General features: G+C 70.7%; 14 protein-coding genes. 11 read left to right on the forward strand and 3 right to left on the reverse strand.

Annotated features, from left to right (window positions below):
* Nucleotides 1-105: 105 nt before the first annotated feature.
* The 6 genes from AC1XX3_RS18800 to AC1XX3_RS18825 all read left to right on the forward strand — a co-directional run bounded on the left by AC1XX3_RS18800 (nucleotide 106) and on the right by AC1XX3_RS18825 (nucleotide 7202).
* Nucleotides 106-1077 carry an IS481 family transposase gene (locus AC1XX3_RS18800; protein WP_483319022.1) on the forward strand — a complete coding sequence of 324 codons (972 nt, stop codon included), beginning with the start codon at nucleotides 106-108 and terminating at the stop codon, nucleotides 1075-1077.
* A 23-nt stretch (nucleotides 1078-1100) separates the two neighbouring features.
* Nucleotides 1101-1424, forward strand: coding sequence for a YlxR family protein (locus AC1XX3_RS18805; RefSeq protein ID WP_483322716.1), 324 nt, complete (start codon nucleotides 1101-1103; stop codon nucleotides 1422-1424).
* Between the two features lie 202 nt (nucleotides 1425-1626).
* The gene (gene infB, locus AC1XX3_RS18810) at nucleotides 1627-4683 is read left to right on the forward strand and encodes a translation initiation factor IF-2 (protein ID WP_483322717.1); all 3057 of its coding nucleotides are present in this window, start codon (nucleotides 1627-1629) and stop codon (nucleotides 4681-4683) included.
* Between the two features lie 135 nt (nucleotides 4684-4818).
* Entirely contained in the window at nucleotides 4819-5259 is a 441-nt protein-coding gene (gene rbfA / locus AC1XX3_RS18815) for a 30S ribosome-binding factor RbfA (protein WP_483322718.1), read from the forward strand.
* A 13-nt stretch (nucleotides 5260-5272) separates the two neighbouring features.
* The gene (gene truB / locus AC1XX3_RS18820; protein WP_483322719.1) at nucleotides 5273-6199 is read left to right on the forward strand and encodes a tRNA pseudouridine(55) synthase TruB; all 927 of its coding nucleotides are present in this window, start codon (nucleotides 5273-5275) and stop codon (nucleotides 6197-6199) included.
* A gap of 109 nt (nucleotides 6200-6308) precedes the next feature.
* On the forward strand, nucleotides 6309-7202 hold the full coding sequence (locus tag AC1XX3_RS18825; RefSeq protein ID WP_483322720.1) for a bifunctional riboflavin kinase/FAD synthetase: 894 nt from the start codon (nucleotides 6309-6311) through the stop codon (nucleotides 7200-7202).
* 36 nt (nucleotides 7203-7238) lie between these two features.
* On the opposite strand, the gene AC1XX3_RS18830 is transcribed toward AC1XX3_RS18825, so the two are convergent.
* Both AC1XX3_RS18830 and AC1XX3_RS18835 read right to left on the reverse strand, forming a co-directional pair.
* Entirely contained in the window at nucleotides 7239-8168 is a 930-nt protein-coding gene (locus AC1XX3_RS18830; protein ID WP_483322721.1) for a 1-phosphofructokinase family hexose kinase, read from the reverse strand.
* 80 nt (nucleotides 8169-8248) lie between these two features.
* Nucleotides 8249-9835, reverse strand: a complete 1587-nt coding sequence (locus AC1XX3_RS18835) for a glucoamylase family protein (RefSeq protein WP_483322722.1) — start codon at nucleotides 9833-9835, stop codon at nucleotides 8249-8251.
* Between the two features lie 289 nt (nucleotides 9836-10124).
* Here AC1XX3_RS18835 and rpsO point away from each other — a divergent pair, with 289 nt between their 5' ends.
* The 5 genes from rpsO to AC1XX3_RS18860 all read left to right on the forward strand — a co-directional run bounded on the left by rpsO (nucleotide 10125) and on the right by AC1XX3_RS18860 (nucleotide 15835).
* A complete protein-coding gene (gene rpsO / locus AC1XX3_RS18840; RefSeq protein WP_483322776.1) occupies nucleotides 10125-10388 on the forward strand; it encodes a 30S ribosomal protein S15 in 264 nt (87 codons plus the stop codon).
* 379 nt (nucleotides 10389-10767) lie between these two features.
* A complete protein-coding gene (locus AC1XX3_RS18845) occupies nucleotides 10768-12963 on the forward strand; it encodes a polyribonucleotide nucleotidyltransferase (RefSeq protein ID WP_483322723.1) in 2196 nt (731 codons plus the stop codon).
* A gap of 155 nt (nucleotides 12964-13118) precedes the next feature.
* The gene (locus tag AC1XX3_RS18850; protein WP_483322724.1) at nucleotides 13119-14378 is read left to right on the forward strand and encodes a M16 family metallopeptidase; all 1260 of its coding nucleotides are present in this window, start codon (nucleotides 13119-13121) and stop codon (nucleotides 14376-14378) included.
* Between the two features lie 16 nt (nucleotides 14379-14394).
* A complete protein-coding gene (gene dapB / locus AC1XX3_RS18855) occupies nucleotides 14395-15138 on the forward strand; it encodes a 4-hydroxy-tetrahydrodipicolinate reductase (protein ID WP_483322725.1) in 744 nt (247 codons plus the stop codon).
* Between the two features lies 1 nt (nucleotide 15139).
* A complete protein-coding gene (locus AC1XX3_RS18860) occupies nucleotides 15140-15835 on the forward strand; it encodes an LmeA family phospholipid-binding protein (RefSeq protein WP_483322726.1) in 696 nt (231 codons plus the stop codon).
* A gap of 1 nt (nucleotide 15836) precedes the next feature.
* Here AC1XX3_RS18860 and AC1XX3_RS18865 read toward each other — a convergent pair whose 3' ends face one another.
* On the reverse strand, nucleotides 15837-16988 hold the full coding sequence (locus AC1XX3_RS18865) for a 3-deoxy-7-phosphoheptulonate synthase (RefSeq protein WP_483322727.1): 1152 nt from the start codon (nucleotides 16986-16988) through the stop codon (nucleotides 15837-15839).
* Between the last annotated feature and the right edge of the window lie 53 nt (nucleotides 16989-17041).

Here is a 17041-nt window from a genome sequence, read left to right on the forward strand (position 1 = left end):
TGTACTCGGCCAAGAGGTTGGTGACACTTCGGTCGGGTGGTTGACGTAGCGAGGACCTCCGGGTGCGGTGGAGATGTCGAAGTCTTCTACCGTCCGGAGGTCCTCATGTCCCACCGTAATGCCCGTCTGACTGTTCACGGCCGGCTGTTGTTGGTGCAGCGGGTCTGTCACCAGCAGTGGCCGGTCGCCCATGCCGCGAAGGCGATGGGCATCTCTCGTCAGTGCGCGCACCGCTGGGTAGCGCGCTACCGCTCCTTCGGTGAGGCTGGTTTGGCTGACCGGTCGTCGCGGCCGCTTCACAGCCCGACCCGGACTCCGGCTGTGGTGGAGAAGCGGGTGCTGCAGCTGCGTCACGACGAACGCCGGGGGCAGGACTGGCTGGGGCCCGAGACCGGGGTGCCAGCGCGGACGGTGGCGCGGATCCTGCGCCGCCACCAGGTGCCGCGGCTGGTCGAGTGCGACCCGCTCACCGGTCAGGTGATCCGTACCTCCAAGGCGACCGCAGTCCGCTACGAACGCGACCGGCCCGGGGAGCTGGTCCACATGGACGTCAAGAAGATCGGCAAGATCCCCCACGGTGGCGGCTGGAAAGCCCACGGCCGCCAGCACGGCCAGACCTCAGCGCAGAAGCGGGCGCGGATCGGCTACGACTACGTCCACTCCCTGATCGACGACCACTCCCGGCTCGCCTACTCCGAGATCCTGACCGACGAGAAAGGCCCCACCTGCGCCGCGTTCCTGCTCCGCGCCGCCGCCTACTTCGCCGACCACGGCATCCCCACCATTGAACGGCTGATGACCGACAACGCGTGGGCCTACCGCTGGTCACTTCGAGAAGTCGTCGCCCAGCTCGGCGCCCGCCACCTGTTCATCAAACCCCACTGCCCGTGGCAGAACGGCAAGGCGGAACGGTTCAACCGCACCCTGCAGGTCGAATGGGCCTACCGGCAGGTGTTCCTCACCAACACCGACCGCACCACAGCCCTTGCACCCTGGCTCGAGTTCTACAACACTCAACGCCGACACACCGCACTCGACGGCCTGCCGCCGACCAGCCGACTGTCACCAACGTCATGACCGAGTACAGCTAGAATGGCTGGGTGACTCGTCCCGTGCGTACCTGCATCGGGTGCCGGGGGCGAGCCGACAAGTCGGAACTACTCCGGGTGGTATGGGACTCGACCGCGGTCGTGGTCGACCGCACCCACACGGAGCCGGGCCGGGGTGCCTATCTCCATCGCGCGCCGGAGTGCCTGGACAACGCAGTACGCCGCCGTGCCGCGGCGCGGGCCCTCAAGGTCGCGCAGGTGGACGGCAGCCAGCTCGCCGCGGCCGTGTCTGCGGTCCTCGACGAGCTGGTGGTCTCGGTCGAGGGTCCTGCCCCGGACCGGTCCATGATCCCGGCGCCCGCGAGCCCCGCTTAGGCGTTCGGGGGCGCAAAGTAATAGAGTTCTCTCTGCACGGGTCCACCTGGACCGGTGTGCTCCAGCGCTGTCCCGTCTCGGGTCGGCGCCGAACCAGAAAGTGGGCGAACGCTCATGACCACTCGATGAGTACTCCTCAATGAGCATGCACGACAACTAACTGGTCCGGTGACTCCATGATCCGGACCTTCCAAGGAGAGCAGTGGCAAAGGTCCGTGTCTACGAGCTTGCGAAAGAGCTCGGAGTCGAAAGCAAGACAGTCCTCAACACGTTGAAGGACATGGGGGAGTTCGTTCGTTCGGCCTCCTCCACCGTTGAGGCACCGGTCGTCCGGCGCCTCCAGGAGAAGTTGGTGAGCGACGCGCCGCCAACCAACAAGCCAGCCCGCAAGGCCCCGGTGCCCACGGCGCCGGGATCGACTGCCGGCTCGACCGCGCGCAGCTCGGCCCCGAGCGCCCCGTCCCAGGCCTCGCCGGCTCCGGCCGCCCCCGCGCAGGCGTCCCCATCTTCGGCGTCGCCCTCCCAGGCGTCCCCGTCCCAGGCGGCTCCGACCGCCGTGCCCGGTCCGGCGACGCCGTCCCCGGCACGTCCTGGTCCGGTCGCCCCGGCTCCGGGCCAGACCTCGGCACCGGCTCAGCCGACGGCCGAGCGGCCCGCCGCCCCGGCGCCGTCGCGTCCTGAGACCGAGGCACCCGCCGAAGCGCCCCGGCCGGACTCACGTCCCGCTGCCGACGCGCGTCCCGGCGGCGACTCCCGTCCCGGCCCCCGCCCGGCACCGCGACCCGGTTCGCCCAAGGCGCCCGGCTCGAGCGCTCCGGCGGCCCGGCACGAGGAGACCCCGGCGCCCCGCTCGCCGGGTGCTCCCGGTGCTCCCGGCCAGGTTCCAGGTCCGCGACCGCGTCCCGGTTCCACCGGCGGCCTGCCCGGCGCTACGCCGGGTCCGCGTCGTGGTGGTTCCGCGGGTGGCTCGCCGCGTCCCGGCAACAACCCGTTCGCCCCCTCGCAGGGGATGGGCCAGGCCCGTCCGCCCCGTCCGGGTTCCAGCCCGGACACCGCACGTCCCGGCGGCCCCCGGCCGCCGGCGGCGCGTACCCCCGGCGGCGCCCCGCGTCCCGGTGGCGTGCCGGGCGCTCCCCGCCCCAACCCGGCGATGATGCCCAAGCAGTCCTCCGGCCAGCTCGGCCCCGCGACCGGTGCCGGTCCGCGTGGTCGCGGCGCACCCGCCGGCGGCCGCGGCCGTCCCGGTGGCGGTGGCCCTCCCGGTCGCGGTGGCCCCGGTGGCGGTACCGGTGGTCCGCCGCCGAGTGGTCGCGGCGGTCGCGGTGGCCGCGGCGGTACCCAGGGTGCCTTCGGTCGCCCCGGTGGCCCGCAGCGTCGTGGTCGCAAGTCCAAGAAGCTGCGCCGTCAAGAGTTCGACCAGATGGAGGCTCCGGAGTTCGGTGGCATCCGCGTCCGCAAGGGCGAGGGCCAGACCATCCGGCTCGCTCGCGGTGCCTCGCTGACCGACCTCGCCGAGAAGATCGGCGTGGACGCGGCAGCACTGGTGCAGGCGCTGTTCCACCTGGGTGAGATGGTCACGGCGACGCAGTCGGTCAGCGACGAGACCCTTCAGGTCCTCGGCGACGAGCTGAACTACGACATCCAGGTCGTCTCGCCCGAGGACGAGGATCGTGAGCTGCTGGAGAGCTTCGACATCGAGTTCGGTGAGAACGAGGGTGGCGACGCCGAACTGGCGCCGCGTCCCCCGGTGGTCACGGTCATGGGTCACGTCGACCATGGAAAGACCAAGCTGCTCGACGCGATCCGCAAGACCAACGTCGTGGCCGGCGAGGCCGGTGGCATCACCCAGGCCATCGGTGCGTACCAGGTCTCGACCGAGGTCGACGGTGCCGAGCGCAAGATCACCTTCATCGACACCCCGGGCCACGAGGCGTTCACCGCCATGCGTGCTCGGGGCGCCAAGTCGACAGACATCGCCGTCCTGGTCGTTGCTGCCGACGACGGTGTGATGCCGCAGACCATTGAGGCGCTCAACCACGCGTTGGCCGCCGATGTGCCGATCGTGGTGGCTGTCAACAAGATCGACCGCGAAGGTGCCGATCCGGTCAAGGTGCGCGGTCAGCTCACCGAGTACGGCCTGGTGCCCGAGGAGTACGGCGGCGACACGATGTTCGTCGACGTCTCCGCGATCTCCGGTGTCGGCCTGGAGGAGTTGCTGGAAGCGGTCATCCTGACCGCCGACGCGGCGCTGGACCTGCGGGCGAACCCGGACATGGACGGCCAGGGTGTGGCCATCGAGGCCCACCTCGACAAGGGCCGCGGCCCGGTGGCCACCGTCCTCGTTCAGCGCGGCACGCTGCACGTCGGTGACTCGATCGTGGCCGGAACCGGCTACGGCCGGGTCCGGGCGCTGCTCGACGACCACGGCAACAACGTGGACGCGGCACCGCCGTCGTTCCCGGTGCAGGTCCTCGGTCTGACCGCCGTCCCCGGCGCCGGCGACAGCTTCATCGTCGTCGACGACGACCGGATGGCACGCCAGATCGCCGAGCGCCGTGCGTCTCGACTGCGGATGGCGGCCCAGGCGGCCGGCACCCGTCGCAAGACGCTGGACCAGCTGTTCGACCAGCTCGAGCGGGGCGAGGAGCAGGAGCTGCGCCTCATCCTCAAGGGCGACGGCGCTGGTTCGGTCGAGGCCTTGGAGGACGCGCTGTCGAAGATCGACGTCGGCGACGAGGTCAGCCTGCGGGTCATCGACCGTGGTGTCGGTGCCATCACCGAGACCAACGTCAGCCTGGCGGCCGCGTCCAACGCGGTGATCGTCGGCTTCAACGTCCGCCCGCAGGGCAAGGCGACGGAGATGGCCGACCGCGAGGGTGTCGACATCCGGTACTACTCGGTGATCTACGCCGCGATCGACGAGATCGAGGCGGCGCTGAAGGGCATGCTGAAGCCGATCTACGAGGAGGCCCAGCTGGGCACCGCGGAGATCCGCGAGGTGTTCCGCTCGTCCAAGGCCGGCACCATCGCCGGTTGTATGGTCACCAGCGGCATCATGCGGCGCAACGCCAAGGCCCGCCTGGTTCGCGACGGCGTGGTGGTCTCCGAGACCAGTATCAGCTCGCTCCGCCGGGAGAAGGACGATGCCACCGAGGTGCGCGAGGGGTACGAGTGTGGTCTCACGCTCGCGAACTTCTCCGACATCCGCGTCGGTGACACCATCGAGACCTTCGAGATGCGGGAGAAGCCCCGCAGCTGAGCCCCATCGACCGCTGGACCGGTCACCACCGCCGCGATGCGGTGGTGACCGGTCGGCGGTGGGGGAGGCACGGAAAGCGCGACCACGGCGGTCGCGTTCGGCGTTAGACAATCATTTCGGAAGAAAGAGCAGGACATGGCCTCGCCGCGCGTACTGAAGTTGGCCGACCAGATCAAGGTGATCGTGGCCGAGATGCTGGAGCGGCGGATCAAGGACCCGCGGCTCGGGTTCATCACCGTCACCGATGTCTCGCTCACCGGCGACAGCCGCGAGGCCACCGTCTTCTACACCGTGTACGGCTCCGACGAGGAGCAGGCGGGGACGGCGGCGGCCCTGGCCTCGGCCACCGGCCTGATCCGCTCCACCGTGGGCAAGCAGCTCGGGATGAAGTTCACCCCGACCCTGACCTTCGTGCCCGACATCGTCCCCGAGACGGCCCGCCAGCTCGACGAGCTCTTGGCCCAGGCCCGCTCCGGCGACGCCAAGGTGGCCGAGCAGGCCGCGGCCGCCACCTACGCCGGCGACCCGGACCCGTACAAGAAGCCGCACGACGAGGACGACGACGCTGACGCCTGAGAGCGTCCCTCCGGTGGCCTCACCCGAGGAGGGTGTGACCGACGCTGTCCGGCCCGACCCGCTCGCCTCCGGTCTGGCGGTGATCGACAAGCCGGCCGGGTGGACCTCGCACCAGGTCGTCGGTCGGGTACGCCGGCTCGCGGGCACCCGCAAGGTCGGCCACGCCGGGACGCTCGACCCGATGGCCACCGGCGTGCTGGTGGTCGGGATCAACCGCGCGACCCGCCTGCTGGGTCATCTCACCCTGACCGAGAAGGAATACCTGGCGACCATCCGGCTGGGGCAGTCCACCGTCACCGACGACGCCGAGGGCGAGGTGGTGACCGCGCCGGGCGCGGCCGATGTCACCGCTGAGCGGGTGACTGAGCAGCTGCCTGCGTTCCGGGGTTCCATCGAGCAGCGACCGACCGCCGTCTCCGCCATCAAGGTGGACGGCGTACGGTCGTACGCCCGGGTCCGGGCCGGCGAGGATGTCCAGCTGGCCGCGCGGGCGGTGCAGATCGGCCGGTTCGACCTGCTCGACCTGCGCCCAGCTGAGGTCGACGGTCTCGCGGTGGTCGACCTCGATGTCGCGGTCACCTGCTCCTCGGGCACCTACATCCGCGCACTGGCGCGTGACCTGGGCGTGGCCCTCGGCAGCGCCGGGCACCTCACCGCCCTGCGCCGGACCCGGGTCGGCCCGTACACGGTGGCGACGGCCCAGACCCTGGACGAGGCGGCTGAGCAGCTGCGGGTGACCGACATCGACGAGGTGGCACGTACCTGTTTCGCGACGGTGACGGTCGAGGGGGAGCAGGAGGACTGGGTCCGGCACGGCCGGCGTCTGCCGTCGTTCCCGCTGCCCGCCGAGCTGAGCGCCGTCGTCACCACGACGGGGACGTTCCTCGCCCTCTACAAGCGCAGCGGCTCCGATGCCGTCGCGGACGCCGTCTTCGTCTGACGCGGCGGCGCTGGTTTACTGGCTGGGGTCGTCCTGCCTGCGGGCAGCACTGACCGAAGGGTCGGGCATCGTCACCGCCCGCGCCGCAACGTAGGAGGAGAAGCAGCAGATGAGCCAGGACTCGGTCATCGTCATCGGCAACTTCGACGGGGTGCACCGCGGCCACGTCGAGCTGCTGCGGACGGCCCGCGCCAGTGAGCCCGGAGCGCGCCTGGTGGCTGTCACCTTCTGGCCGCACCCGATGAGCGTCATCCGGCCCGACCAGGCCCCCGTGCTGCTGACCGACATCGAGCGGCGGATCGAGCTGCTGCGCGCCGCCGGGGTCGACCACGTCGAGGTGGTGGAGTTCACCACCGAAGTGGCCGGCTGGAGCCCTGCCGAGTTCGTCGACCGGGTGTTGCGACCGCTGCATCCGGTGCGGATCGTGGTGGGGGAGAACTTCCGCTTCGGGTTCCGGGCCTCCGGCGACACCACCACCCTGGCCGAGCTCGGCGCCGGCGACTTCAAGGTGCAGGCGGTGCCGCTGGTCACCGACGGCAGCCAGCCGAGCTCGTCCACCGCCATCCGGCACGCCGTGGCCGAGGGCGATTTCGGCCGGGTCCGTGAGCTCAGCGACCAGGTCTTCCGGTTCAGCGGCATCGTCGTCCGCGGCGACCAGCGCGGCCGCGAGATGGGCTTCCCGACCGCCAACGTGCCCGTCGACCCGCGGATGGCCGTCCCGGCGGACGGCGTCTACGCCGGCTGGGTGACTCGGCTCGACATCCCGTCGCCGCGCTGGCCGGCCGCGATCTCGGTCGGCTCCAATCCCACCTTCGACGGACTGGAGCGCCGGGTCGAGGCGTACGTGCTCGACCGCGACGACCTCGAGCTGTACGGCGTGATGATCGCCATCGACTTCTATTCCCGGCTGCGCGGCCAGGTGAAGTACGAGGGGATGCCGGCGCTGATCAAGCAGATGCACGCCGACGTCGACCAGATCCGCGCCCTGCTGCGCCAGATCTGACCAGCTCTGCGGCGCCAGATTTGAGAAGAACTGCCGTCACAGCTCGGTGAGCCGGACCTGTTCGGCCAGGGCCGCGACGCTGCCGGCCGCGAACCGGGCAGGCCCGGGGACCAGCGCGTTCGCCACCCCGGCCGCGGTGGCGGTGCGCAACGACTCGGCCAAGCTCGCCCCGGCGTCCAGCCCGGCCAGCAGGCCACCCAGGAACGAGTCGCCGCTGCCGACCGGGAACCGGCCGACCGTCTCGGGCACCCGGGCGCTGACAGCACCGCCGGCATCCACCGCCAGGGCGCCTCTGCTGCCGTCGGTCAAGACCACGGCCGCCTGCCCGCTGCGGTCACGGATCTGGGTGGCCATGGTGAGCAGGTCGGCACCGGGGTCGCGGTCCAGCAGCTCAGCCGCTTCGACCCGGTTGACCTTGACCAGCGCCGGCCCGGCGGCCACCACCGCCGGGAGCGCCTCTCCGTGGGTGTCGACGGCGACCCGCAGTCCGGCCGCGTTGCCGAGGCGGACCAGGTCGGCCAGGGTCTCGGGTGCGGTCCCACGGGGCGCGCCGCCGGTGATGGCGAGCCAGCCCGGCCGCTGGGCCATCGCCGTGGCCAGGGCGGCGGCGAAGGCGGTCCATACCTCGTCCGGCAGCGGAGCGGCGTACTCATAGATCTCGGTCAGGCTGGCGTCGTCGGCTGCGGCGATCGACACGCAGGTCCGGGTCTCGACCGGGCTGGGCACCACGGTGACCGCGACGCCGTCAGCGGTGAGCAGATCGGCCAGGATCGCGCCGGTGCCCCCGCCCAGGATGGCGACCACGGCGGCGTCGGCGCCCACGGTGACCGCGGCGCGGACCAGGTTGAGCGACTTGCCGCCGGCGCAGCGGACCACCTCGCTCGGCCGGGTGATCTCACCCGGTCGGAGCTGGTCCACCAGATAGGTGAGGTCGAGGGAGGGGCTGAGGCCCGCGACGGTGATCACGGCCCCGACCCTATCCAGCCCTGGCCCGATCCGGCCCTGGCGACCCTCTTTGAGTCCCGGCGCATGTGGCCGGGACCCGCTCACACCAGCCCGGCGCCGAACCGCTCGCGGGCGATCACCGGCTTGACCCGGCGGCGCACCCCGTCGTCGACGAAGGCGCGCCGCAGCACATCGCGACCCAGCAGGTTCCCCAGCGCTCCCATCACCATGGCCTGGTCCAGCGACAGATAGCGCCGGGCCACCACCCCCGAGCGCACCGCCACGGCGTCGTAGAAACCGCCGTCGCCGTACGCCGCGAGCTCCCGCTCGATCTTGACCAGGTTGGCGTACGCCGGTCCGGGCTCGTAGGCCATGGCCAGGAATGACGCGTGCGGCGTCACCACGCCGTCGCCGTAGTCCGGATCCGGCGCGGTGCCGATTCGGCAGCCGTCGTAACCGGCGTCGAAGACGGTCCCGTCCAGATCGGAGGGGTAGCCGTCGGGGTTCAGCCCGATCGCGTCCACCCCGAACTCGCTGTAGCCGCCGCCGGGTCGGCTCGACGGTGAGAACCCCCAGTAGCCGTAGCGGGCGTCGGCGAGGCCGTGCTCGCGGTGCGCGCGTACGGTCAGCGGGTGGTTGACGCCCCAGCTGCGCGGTGCCCAGTGGGCCTCCGGGACGAAGACGTCGGGCATCAGCGCCTCGAACATGCTGCCGCCCCAGCCGGGCACGATCCGCATGCCCCGATAGGTGTACGCCCCCTCGAACACCTCCACGCCCAGATAGCGGCGGGTCACCCCGATCGGGCGCTGTTCCTGCCAGGACCAGTCGCAGCCGTCGGGGAAGGTACGCCAGGTGGCGAAGTAGTGCTCCGGTGGCACCTGGCCGCGGGCGATCGCGATATAGGACGCGATCCGGGTCTCCGAGACCGTGGTGTCGTAGTGGTTGGCGGTGTAGTAGACATCGGGCCCGACCCCGAGGTAGTTGCCGGGCACGTGCACCTGACTCGCCGGCGGCTCCTCGTCCCAGAAGCCGCCGCGGAGCAGACCGGCACCGCGGTCGGTCGCCGCAGCGTTGTAGTACATCCCGAACTGCATCCGGTCGAGCAGCCGGGCTGCCGCCCGGGCGTTGGGCCGGTCGGCGCCGCGCACGACCATCAGCGCCGCCGCCAGCCAGCCGTTGTCGACACTCGACAGGAAGGGCAACACGACGTTGCCGTCGGTGGGCCAGGTCCGCAACACCTCCCCGGAGGCCTCGTCGTACCAGTTGTAGAACATCCCGCTGGCGGGGTGGGTGTCCATCCGGCTCAGCGTGGCCAGCGTCTGCGCGATCCGGCGGCTGCACTCGCTCCGGCTGATCAGCCGCAGTTCGCGGGCCACCACCACCGACCACAGGTAGCCACCGATATTGGTGGGGGAGGTGTAGCCGCTGCGGTTCGGCGCGGCCAGGCGCCCGTCGATGTTGTCAGCGGTCAGCCCGGTGCGCTCGTCGGTCATCGCCACCAGGCAGGCCCAGGTGTCGCGGGCCCAGCGGCGCAGGGTGGCGGATCGGTCGTGCGGCCAGGGCCGCGGCGGCCGGCCGGGTGGCCGCGGGGTCTTCGGTCCGGCGACGGCCGGAACCGAGCCCACACCGGCCAGTGTCGCCGCGGCCGCTCCGGTGGTGAGCAGGGTGCGGCGTTTGAGTGTGCTCATCTCGAGACTTCCTTGTCGTCGAAACAACCGTGCCGGCGCGGGATGCGTGCAAGCCGTGTCGCTGACCCTAGGGCGCGGTGTTTATGCTGGTCAACCCCCGGTCGCGGGCGTCGCCGGCCGGACGGGTGCGGGCTGGAATTCGTCCCCGGCAGGCCCCCGCTGATAGTCTGGGCGGTGCCGTTTGATCGGCCGCGGATACCGAAGAGCTCCCACTCACGCCGCGTGAAGCACCCGCGAGGGTCGTCCGGGAGCGCCGCGCAACGGGAAACCGAGAGGAGAGCACGTGTCGATGGACGCTGCCACCAAGAAGAAGATCATCGAAGAGTACGCGACCGGCGAAGGTGACACGGGATCTCCCGAGGTCCAGGTCGCCGTGCTGACCAAGCGGATCGCACACCTGACGGAGCACCTGAAGGAGCACAAGCACGACCACCACAGCCGTCGTGGTCTGATGCTCCTCGTCGGCCAGCGCCGGCGGCTGCTCAACTACGTCGCCAAGACCGACATCGAGCGCTACCGGACGCTGATCGAGCGTCTGGGCCTGCGCCGCTGATCACCGCCAGGGCGGTTCGGCCCCAGCTCTGCTGAGGAACCGGACCGCCTTGGTGCTGCCGGTCGGGTCCGGTGCAACCAGATCCGGCCCGCAGCTGTTCGACCCACAACTTCATACGCACCATCGCAGTACACAACCCGCAAGTGATTGCATCCCACACATGCTCGACGCCTGAGAGCCTCGGTCCTCGGTAGTGGTCTTCGGGAGTCGGGCCGACCGGCCCGCCCGCGGACCTCGATCGAAGACCGGCCTCGACGAGCGAGGGATTCCCCCGCTGGACAGCAAGCCGCCTCGTGGCGGCCACGTCGAAGGGTGTGCGGATGCAGTCCGTACCGATGGCCCGCCACAGAAGGTGCGGCCGTCAAGAAAAGGAGATCCCGTGGAGGGACCCGACCTTCAGTTCACTGAAGCGATCATCGACAACGGAGCGTTCGGCAAGCACGTCGTCCGCTTCGAGTCGGGCCTGCTGGCCCGACAGGCCGCCGGCTCGGCGACCGTCTTCTTCGACGAAGACACCATGCTGCTCTCGGCCACCACGGCGCAGAGCAAGCCGCGCGACTCCATCGACTTCTTCCCCCTCACGGTGGACGTCGAGGAGCGGATGTACGCCGCCGGCCGCATCCCCGGCTCGTTCTTCCGCCGCGAAGGCCGTCCGTCCGAGGGCGCCATCCTCACCTGCCGCCTGATCGACCGGCCGCTGCGTCCCTGCTTCGTGAAGGGCCTGCGCAACGAGGTCCAGGTCGTCGTCACGGTGATGGCGCTCAACCCCAACAAGACCTACGACGTCGTGGCCATCAACGCCGCGTCCATGTCGACCCAGCTCGCGGGACTGCCGTTCACCGGTCCGATCGGCGGCGTCCGCGTTGCTCTGATCGGCCAGCAGTGGGTGGCCTTCCCCGACGTCGACCAGCTGGAGAACTCGACCTTCGACATGGTCGTGGCCGGTCGGGTCCTGGCTGACGGTGATGTCGCGATCATGATGGTCGAGGCCGAGTCCACCGAGCAGACCTGGCACCTGGTCCAGGATGGGCAGATCGCGCCGACCGAAGAGGTCGTCGCCGCCGGGCTCGAGGCCTCCAAGCCGTTCATCAAGGCCCTGTGCGACGCCCAGGCCGAGCTGGCGGCGCGGTTCCCGAAGACCACCGCCGAGTTCCCGATCTTCCTCGACTACGCCGACGACGTCTACGCCGCCGTCGAGCAGGCGGGCGCCGCCGACCTCGCTTCGGTGATGACCATCGCCAGCAAGGTGGAGCGCGAAGAGGCCACCGAGGTGCTCAAGGGCAAGCTGGTCGCCCAGCTGTCGAGCCAGTTCGAGGGCCGCGAGAAGGAGATCAGCGGCGCGTTCCGCTCGCTCACCAAGACGCTGGTCCGCCAGCGGGTCCTCAAGGACAAGGTGCGCATCGACGGTCGCGGTCTGGCCGACATCCGTACCCTGTCGGCCGAGGTCGGCGTCATCCCGCGCGTCCACGGCTCGGCCCTGTTCCAGCGCGGCGAGACCCAGATCCTGGGTGTCACCACGCTGAACATGCTCGGCATGGAGCAGAAGCTGGACACGCTGGCACCGGAGAAGTCCAAGCGTTACATGCACAACTACAACTTCCCGCCCTACTCCACCGGTGAGACCGGTCGGGTCGGTTCGCCGAAGCGTCGCGAGATCGGTCACGGTGCGCTCGCCGAGCGTGCCCTGGTGCCGGTGCTGCCGACGCGCGAGGAGTTCCCGTACGCCATCCGTCAGGTCTCGGAGGCGCTGGGTTCCAACGGCTCCACCTCGATGGGTTCGGTCTGCGCCTCGACCTTGGCCCTGCTCAACGCCGGTGTGCCGCTGCGCGCCCCGGTCGCCGGCATCGCCATGGGTCTGATCTCCGACACCGTCGACGGTCAGACCGAGTACGTCGCCCTGACCGACATCCTGGGTGCCGAGGACGCGTTCGGTGACATGGACTTCAAGGTCGCGGGTACCCGTGACTTCATCACCGCGCTGCAGCTGGACACCAAGCTCGACGGCATCCCCGCCTCGGTGCTGGCCGGTGCGCTGCTGCAGGCCAAGGACGCGCGCAACACCCTGCTCGACGTCATGAACGAGGCCATCGACGTCCCGGACGAGATGAGCCTGTACGCCCCGCGGATCATCACCATCAAGATCCCGGTCGACAAGATCGGCGAGGTGATCGGCCCGAAGGGCAAGGTCATCAACCAGATCCAGGACGACACCGGTGCGGACATCTCGATCGAGGACGACGGCACGATCTACGTCGGTGCAGACAACGGCGAGGCCGCCGAAGCCGCCCGGCAGATGATCAACGCCATCGCCAACCCGACGATGCCGGAGAAGGGCGAGCGTTACCTCGGTACCGTCGTCAAGATCACCGCGTTCGGCGCCTTCGTGTCGCTGCTGCCCGGCAAGGACGGCCTGCTGCACATCTCCAAGCTGCGCCCGCTCGCCGGCGGTGCCCGGGTGGAGAGTGTCGAGGACGTGGTCAGCGTCGGCCAGAAGATCCAGGTCGAGATCAACGAGATCGACGACCGCGGCAAGCTGTCGCTGATTCCTGTCGTCGAGGAAGAGGCGTCGGTCTGACCGACGGGTCTCCGATGGCTCCACGTACGCCCGCAACCGCTCGGCAGTCTCAGACCCCTGGTCCTCGGGCCTCTGGTCCGCGCCGCCGGAACTCTCGCCACGCCTATCTGGGTGGCGAGGTCCGGCGGAGCGAGCTGCCGAGCGGTTTGCGCGTGGTGACGGAGAACATGCCCGGCAGCCACACCTTCAGCATCGGCTTCTTCGTCGGTGTCGGCTCCCGGCACGAGACGGCCCGGCTGCACGGTGCCTCGCACTTCCTCGAGCACGTGCTGTTCAAGGGCACCGCCCGGCGCAGCCCGGAGGAGATCGCCCAGGCCATCGAGTCGGTGGGCGGTGACATCAACGCCTACACGGCCAAGGAGCACACCTGCTTCTACGCCCGGGTGCTCGCCACGAACGCCGATCTTGCTGTTGACGTGCTGACCGACATGATCGGCTCGTCGCGGATTCCGTCGGTCGAGGTCGAGGCTGAGCGTGCGGTCATCCTCGAGGAGATCGCGATGCACGCCGACGACCCGGGCGAGGTGGTCCAGGAGCTGGTCACCGGCCAGATCTTCGGCGACCACGGTCTCGGGCAGTCGGTGATCGGCTCGGAGGCGTCCATCGCCGCGCTCAGCCGGCAGCAGATCGTTCGCCACTGGCGACGGCACTACACCCCGGCCAACATGGTGGTCGCGGCCACCGGCCGGGTCGACCATGACCGGCTCGTCGCCGCACTGGTTGACTTCGCCGCGGCGGGGGAGTCCGGGCCTGCGGCGCGACGGTTGAGTCCGGACACACCGTCCGACGAGGCCGTCCTGGCGGCCTCGACCCGTCAGCTCGAGCAGTGCACCGCCTCGCTGACCTTCCCCGGCCACGGCCTGTTCGACGACCGTCGCTATCCGCTCGGGCTGCTGTCGCTGGTGCTCGGCGGCGGGATGGCGTCGCGGTTGTTCCTCGAGGTGCGGGAACGGCGCGGGCTGACCTACGGGATCGACGCCGGCGAGACGGCCTATTCCGACGCCGGGCTCTGGGGCGTCGACTGGCAGTGCTCGCCGGACAAGCTGGCCGAGATCCTGCGGCTGGTCCGCGACGGACTCGTCGATGTGGCCGAGCACGGCATCACCGACGACGAGCTCGCCAGGGCCAAGGGCCAGATGCGTGGGCAGACCGCGCTGTCGTTCGAGAGTGCCTCCTCCCGGATGGGTCGGCTCGGCGGCAGCGCGCTGCTGGGCGATACCCGGAGCCTGCCTGAGGTCTTGGACCGCTACGACGCCGTCACCGGCGCCGAGGTCCAGCAGGAGGCTGCTGCGCTGTTCGGGCAGCCACCGGTGCTCGGCGTCGTGGGTCCGCGGGTGGCCAAGGCCGCCGTGCGCCGCATCCTGACCGACTGGCCCCGATCCACCACCACGGCCGCCGCTGCGGCCGGCAGATGAGAAGCGAGGAGACCCCATGACCACACCCGTTGCGGTGTTCGGTGCCCGAGGCCGGATGGGCGCCGAGGTCTGCCGCGCCGTGGACGCGGCGGACGACCTCGAACTCGTCGCCGCGCTCGACGCCGGCGACGACCGGGAGCCGGCGCGAGCCGCCCGGGTGGTGGTCGACTTCACCCACCCGGACGCGGTGATGGGCAATCTCGCCTGGTGCATCGACGCCGACATCCACGCTGTGGTCGGCACCACCGGCTTCACCGACGATCGACTGGACACCCTGCGTGCCCAGCTGGCCGCGCACCCGCAGGTCGGGGTGCTGGTCGCGGCGAACTTCTCGATCGGCGCGGTGCTGATGATGCACTTCGCCGAGCAGGCGGCCGCGTTCTACGAAAGCGTCGAGATCATCGAGCTGCACCATCCCGACAAGGCGGACGCCCCGTCCGGGACGGCGACGACGACGGCCCGCCGGATCGCCGCCGCGCGGTCGGCCGCGGGTGTCGCTGCCCCGCCGGACGCCACCGTGCACGAGGTGCCCGGCGCCCGCGGCGCCGAGGTGGACGGCATCCGGGTCCACGGCGTACGCCTGCGCGGTCTGGTCGCCTCCCAGGAGGTATTGCTCGGAGCGGCGGGTGAGACCCTCACGGTGCGGCACGACTCGCTCGACCGCAGCTCCTTCATGCCCGGGGTGCTGGCCGGCGTCCGTGCTGTCGCCCACCGGCCGGGACTGACCCTCGGCATCGAAGACGTCCTGGGCATCGGCTGACGTGCGCACCCGCCGGGTGCTCGTCCTGCTCCTGGTGCTCGCGATCGGCGGCGCACTGCTGGTCGTCGGCGACCGACTCGCCGTCCAGGCGGCGCAGCAACGCATCGGCACCCAGCTGCAGACCGAGCTCGGCGCAGCGGAACCGGTGCAGGTCGACATCGCCGGTGTCCCGTTCCTGACCCAGCTTCTCGGGCGGCAGTTTGACGACATCCACCTGGTCGCCGACGACCTGGACGGCAGCGGACAGGTGAGCATCCCGGTCGAGCACCTTGACCTGCGCCTGTCGGACGTGGTCGTGTCCGCCGGCTACGACAGCTTCACCGCCACCACCGCCGACGGCGCAGCGCGGCTCTCCTACGCCGTTCTCGCCGACCTGGCCGGCTATCCGGTCTCGCCTGCCGGCGAGGGCCGGGTCCGGCTCGAGACGAAGACGTCGGTCCTCGGCGTCGCCGTGACCGCGACCGTCACCGGCACCTTGGCGCTCGACCCGGCGGCACAGACCTTCACCCTGGCCGACCCGACGGTCACCGTGGCCGGGGTGGAGCTGCCCGCCGCCACCGCCCGCGCGCTGCTCGGTGCGGTGGTCAAGCCGGTGCCGGTCACCGGGCTGCCGTCCGGGCTGCGACTCACCTCCGTCACGGCGACCGACGCCGCTGTGGAGGTCGGTCTGGCGGGTGAGGACGTCGTCTTCGCCTAGCTCACCCGTCGTTTCGAGTAGCACCGGCAGCGACCACCCCACGGCCGAGCCGGGTCCGGGTGGCGTCCGCCAGGTCGGCCAGGATCTGCGCGGTCTGGTCCCAGCCCAGGCAGGCATCGGTGATGCTCTGGCCGAACACCAACGGCTCGGCACCGGGCGCACCCGGAGCGGGTAGGTCCTGGCGACCAGGCACCAGGAAGCTCTCCAGCATGATGCCGCTGATCGGGTCGCCATCGCGGACCTGCTGGGCCAGCAGGCCCGCGACGACGGCTTGACGGACATGGTCCTTGCCGCTGTTCGCGTGGCTGGCGTCGACCACGACCCGCTCCGCCAGCCCGCGGGTGGCCGCGGCGCGAGCCGCGGAACGTACCGGCTCGCTGGCGAAGTTGGGTCCGGCGGTGCCGCCACGGAGGATGACGTGGCCGTCGCGGTTGCCGGTGGTCGAGACCACCGCGGCGCGGCCGTCGTCGTCGACGCCGAAGAAGACCTGCGGCTGCCGAGCGACGGTGGCGGCGTCGAGCGCATCCTGCACGCTGCCGTCGGTCCCGTTCTTGAATCCGACCGGCATTGAGAGCCCGGACGCCAGCTGGCGATGGACCTGGCTCTGGGTGGTCCGCGCCCCGATGGCTCCCCAGCTGACCGCGTCGGCGATGAAGTGCGGGCTGGTCGGTTCGAGGAACTCACACCCGACCGGGAGACCGAGATCGAGGACGTCGAGCAGCAGCCGGCGCGCCGTGTGCAGGCCCTCGGCCACGCGGTGGGTCCCGTCGAGGTGTGGATCGTTGATCAGACCCTTCCAGCCACCGGTGCTCCGGGGCTTCTCGAAGTACACCCGCATCACCACCACCAACGCGTCGTGGTGCTGATCGGCGAGGTCGGCGAGCCGGCCGGCGTACTCGCGGGCCGCCCGGACGTCGTGCACCGAGCACGGTCCGACGACGACCAGCAGCCGTGGGTCGTCACCGGCCACGACGGCGCTGATCGTGGCCCGGCTGTCGGTCACCAGCTGCTCGCGACGGCGGCCCAGTGGCAGCGCGGAGCGGATCGTCGACGGCGCCGGCAGTGGTTCGAAGCCGACGACGCGGGTGTCGGCGGTGCTGTGCGGAGCGCGGCGTGGTGCCGGCCCGGCCACAGGGGAGTGGTGGTCGATCATGGTGTCTCATCCCTTTTCCTGACGGGATGTCCTCGCGGCAGCCCGTCATGACA

Source organism: Microlunatus sp. M237, assembly GCF_056896895.1.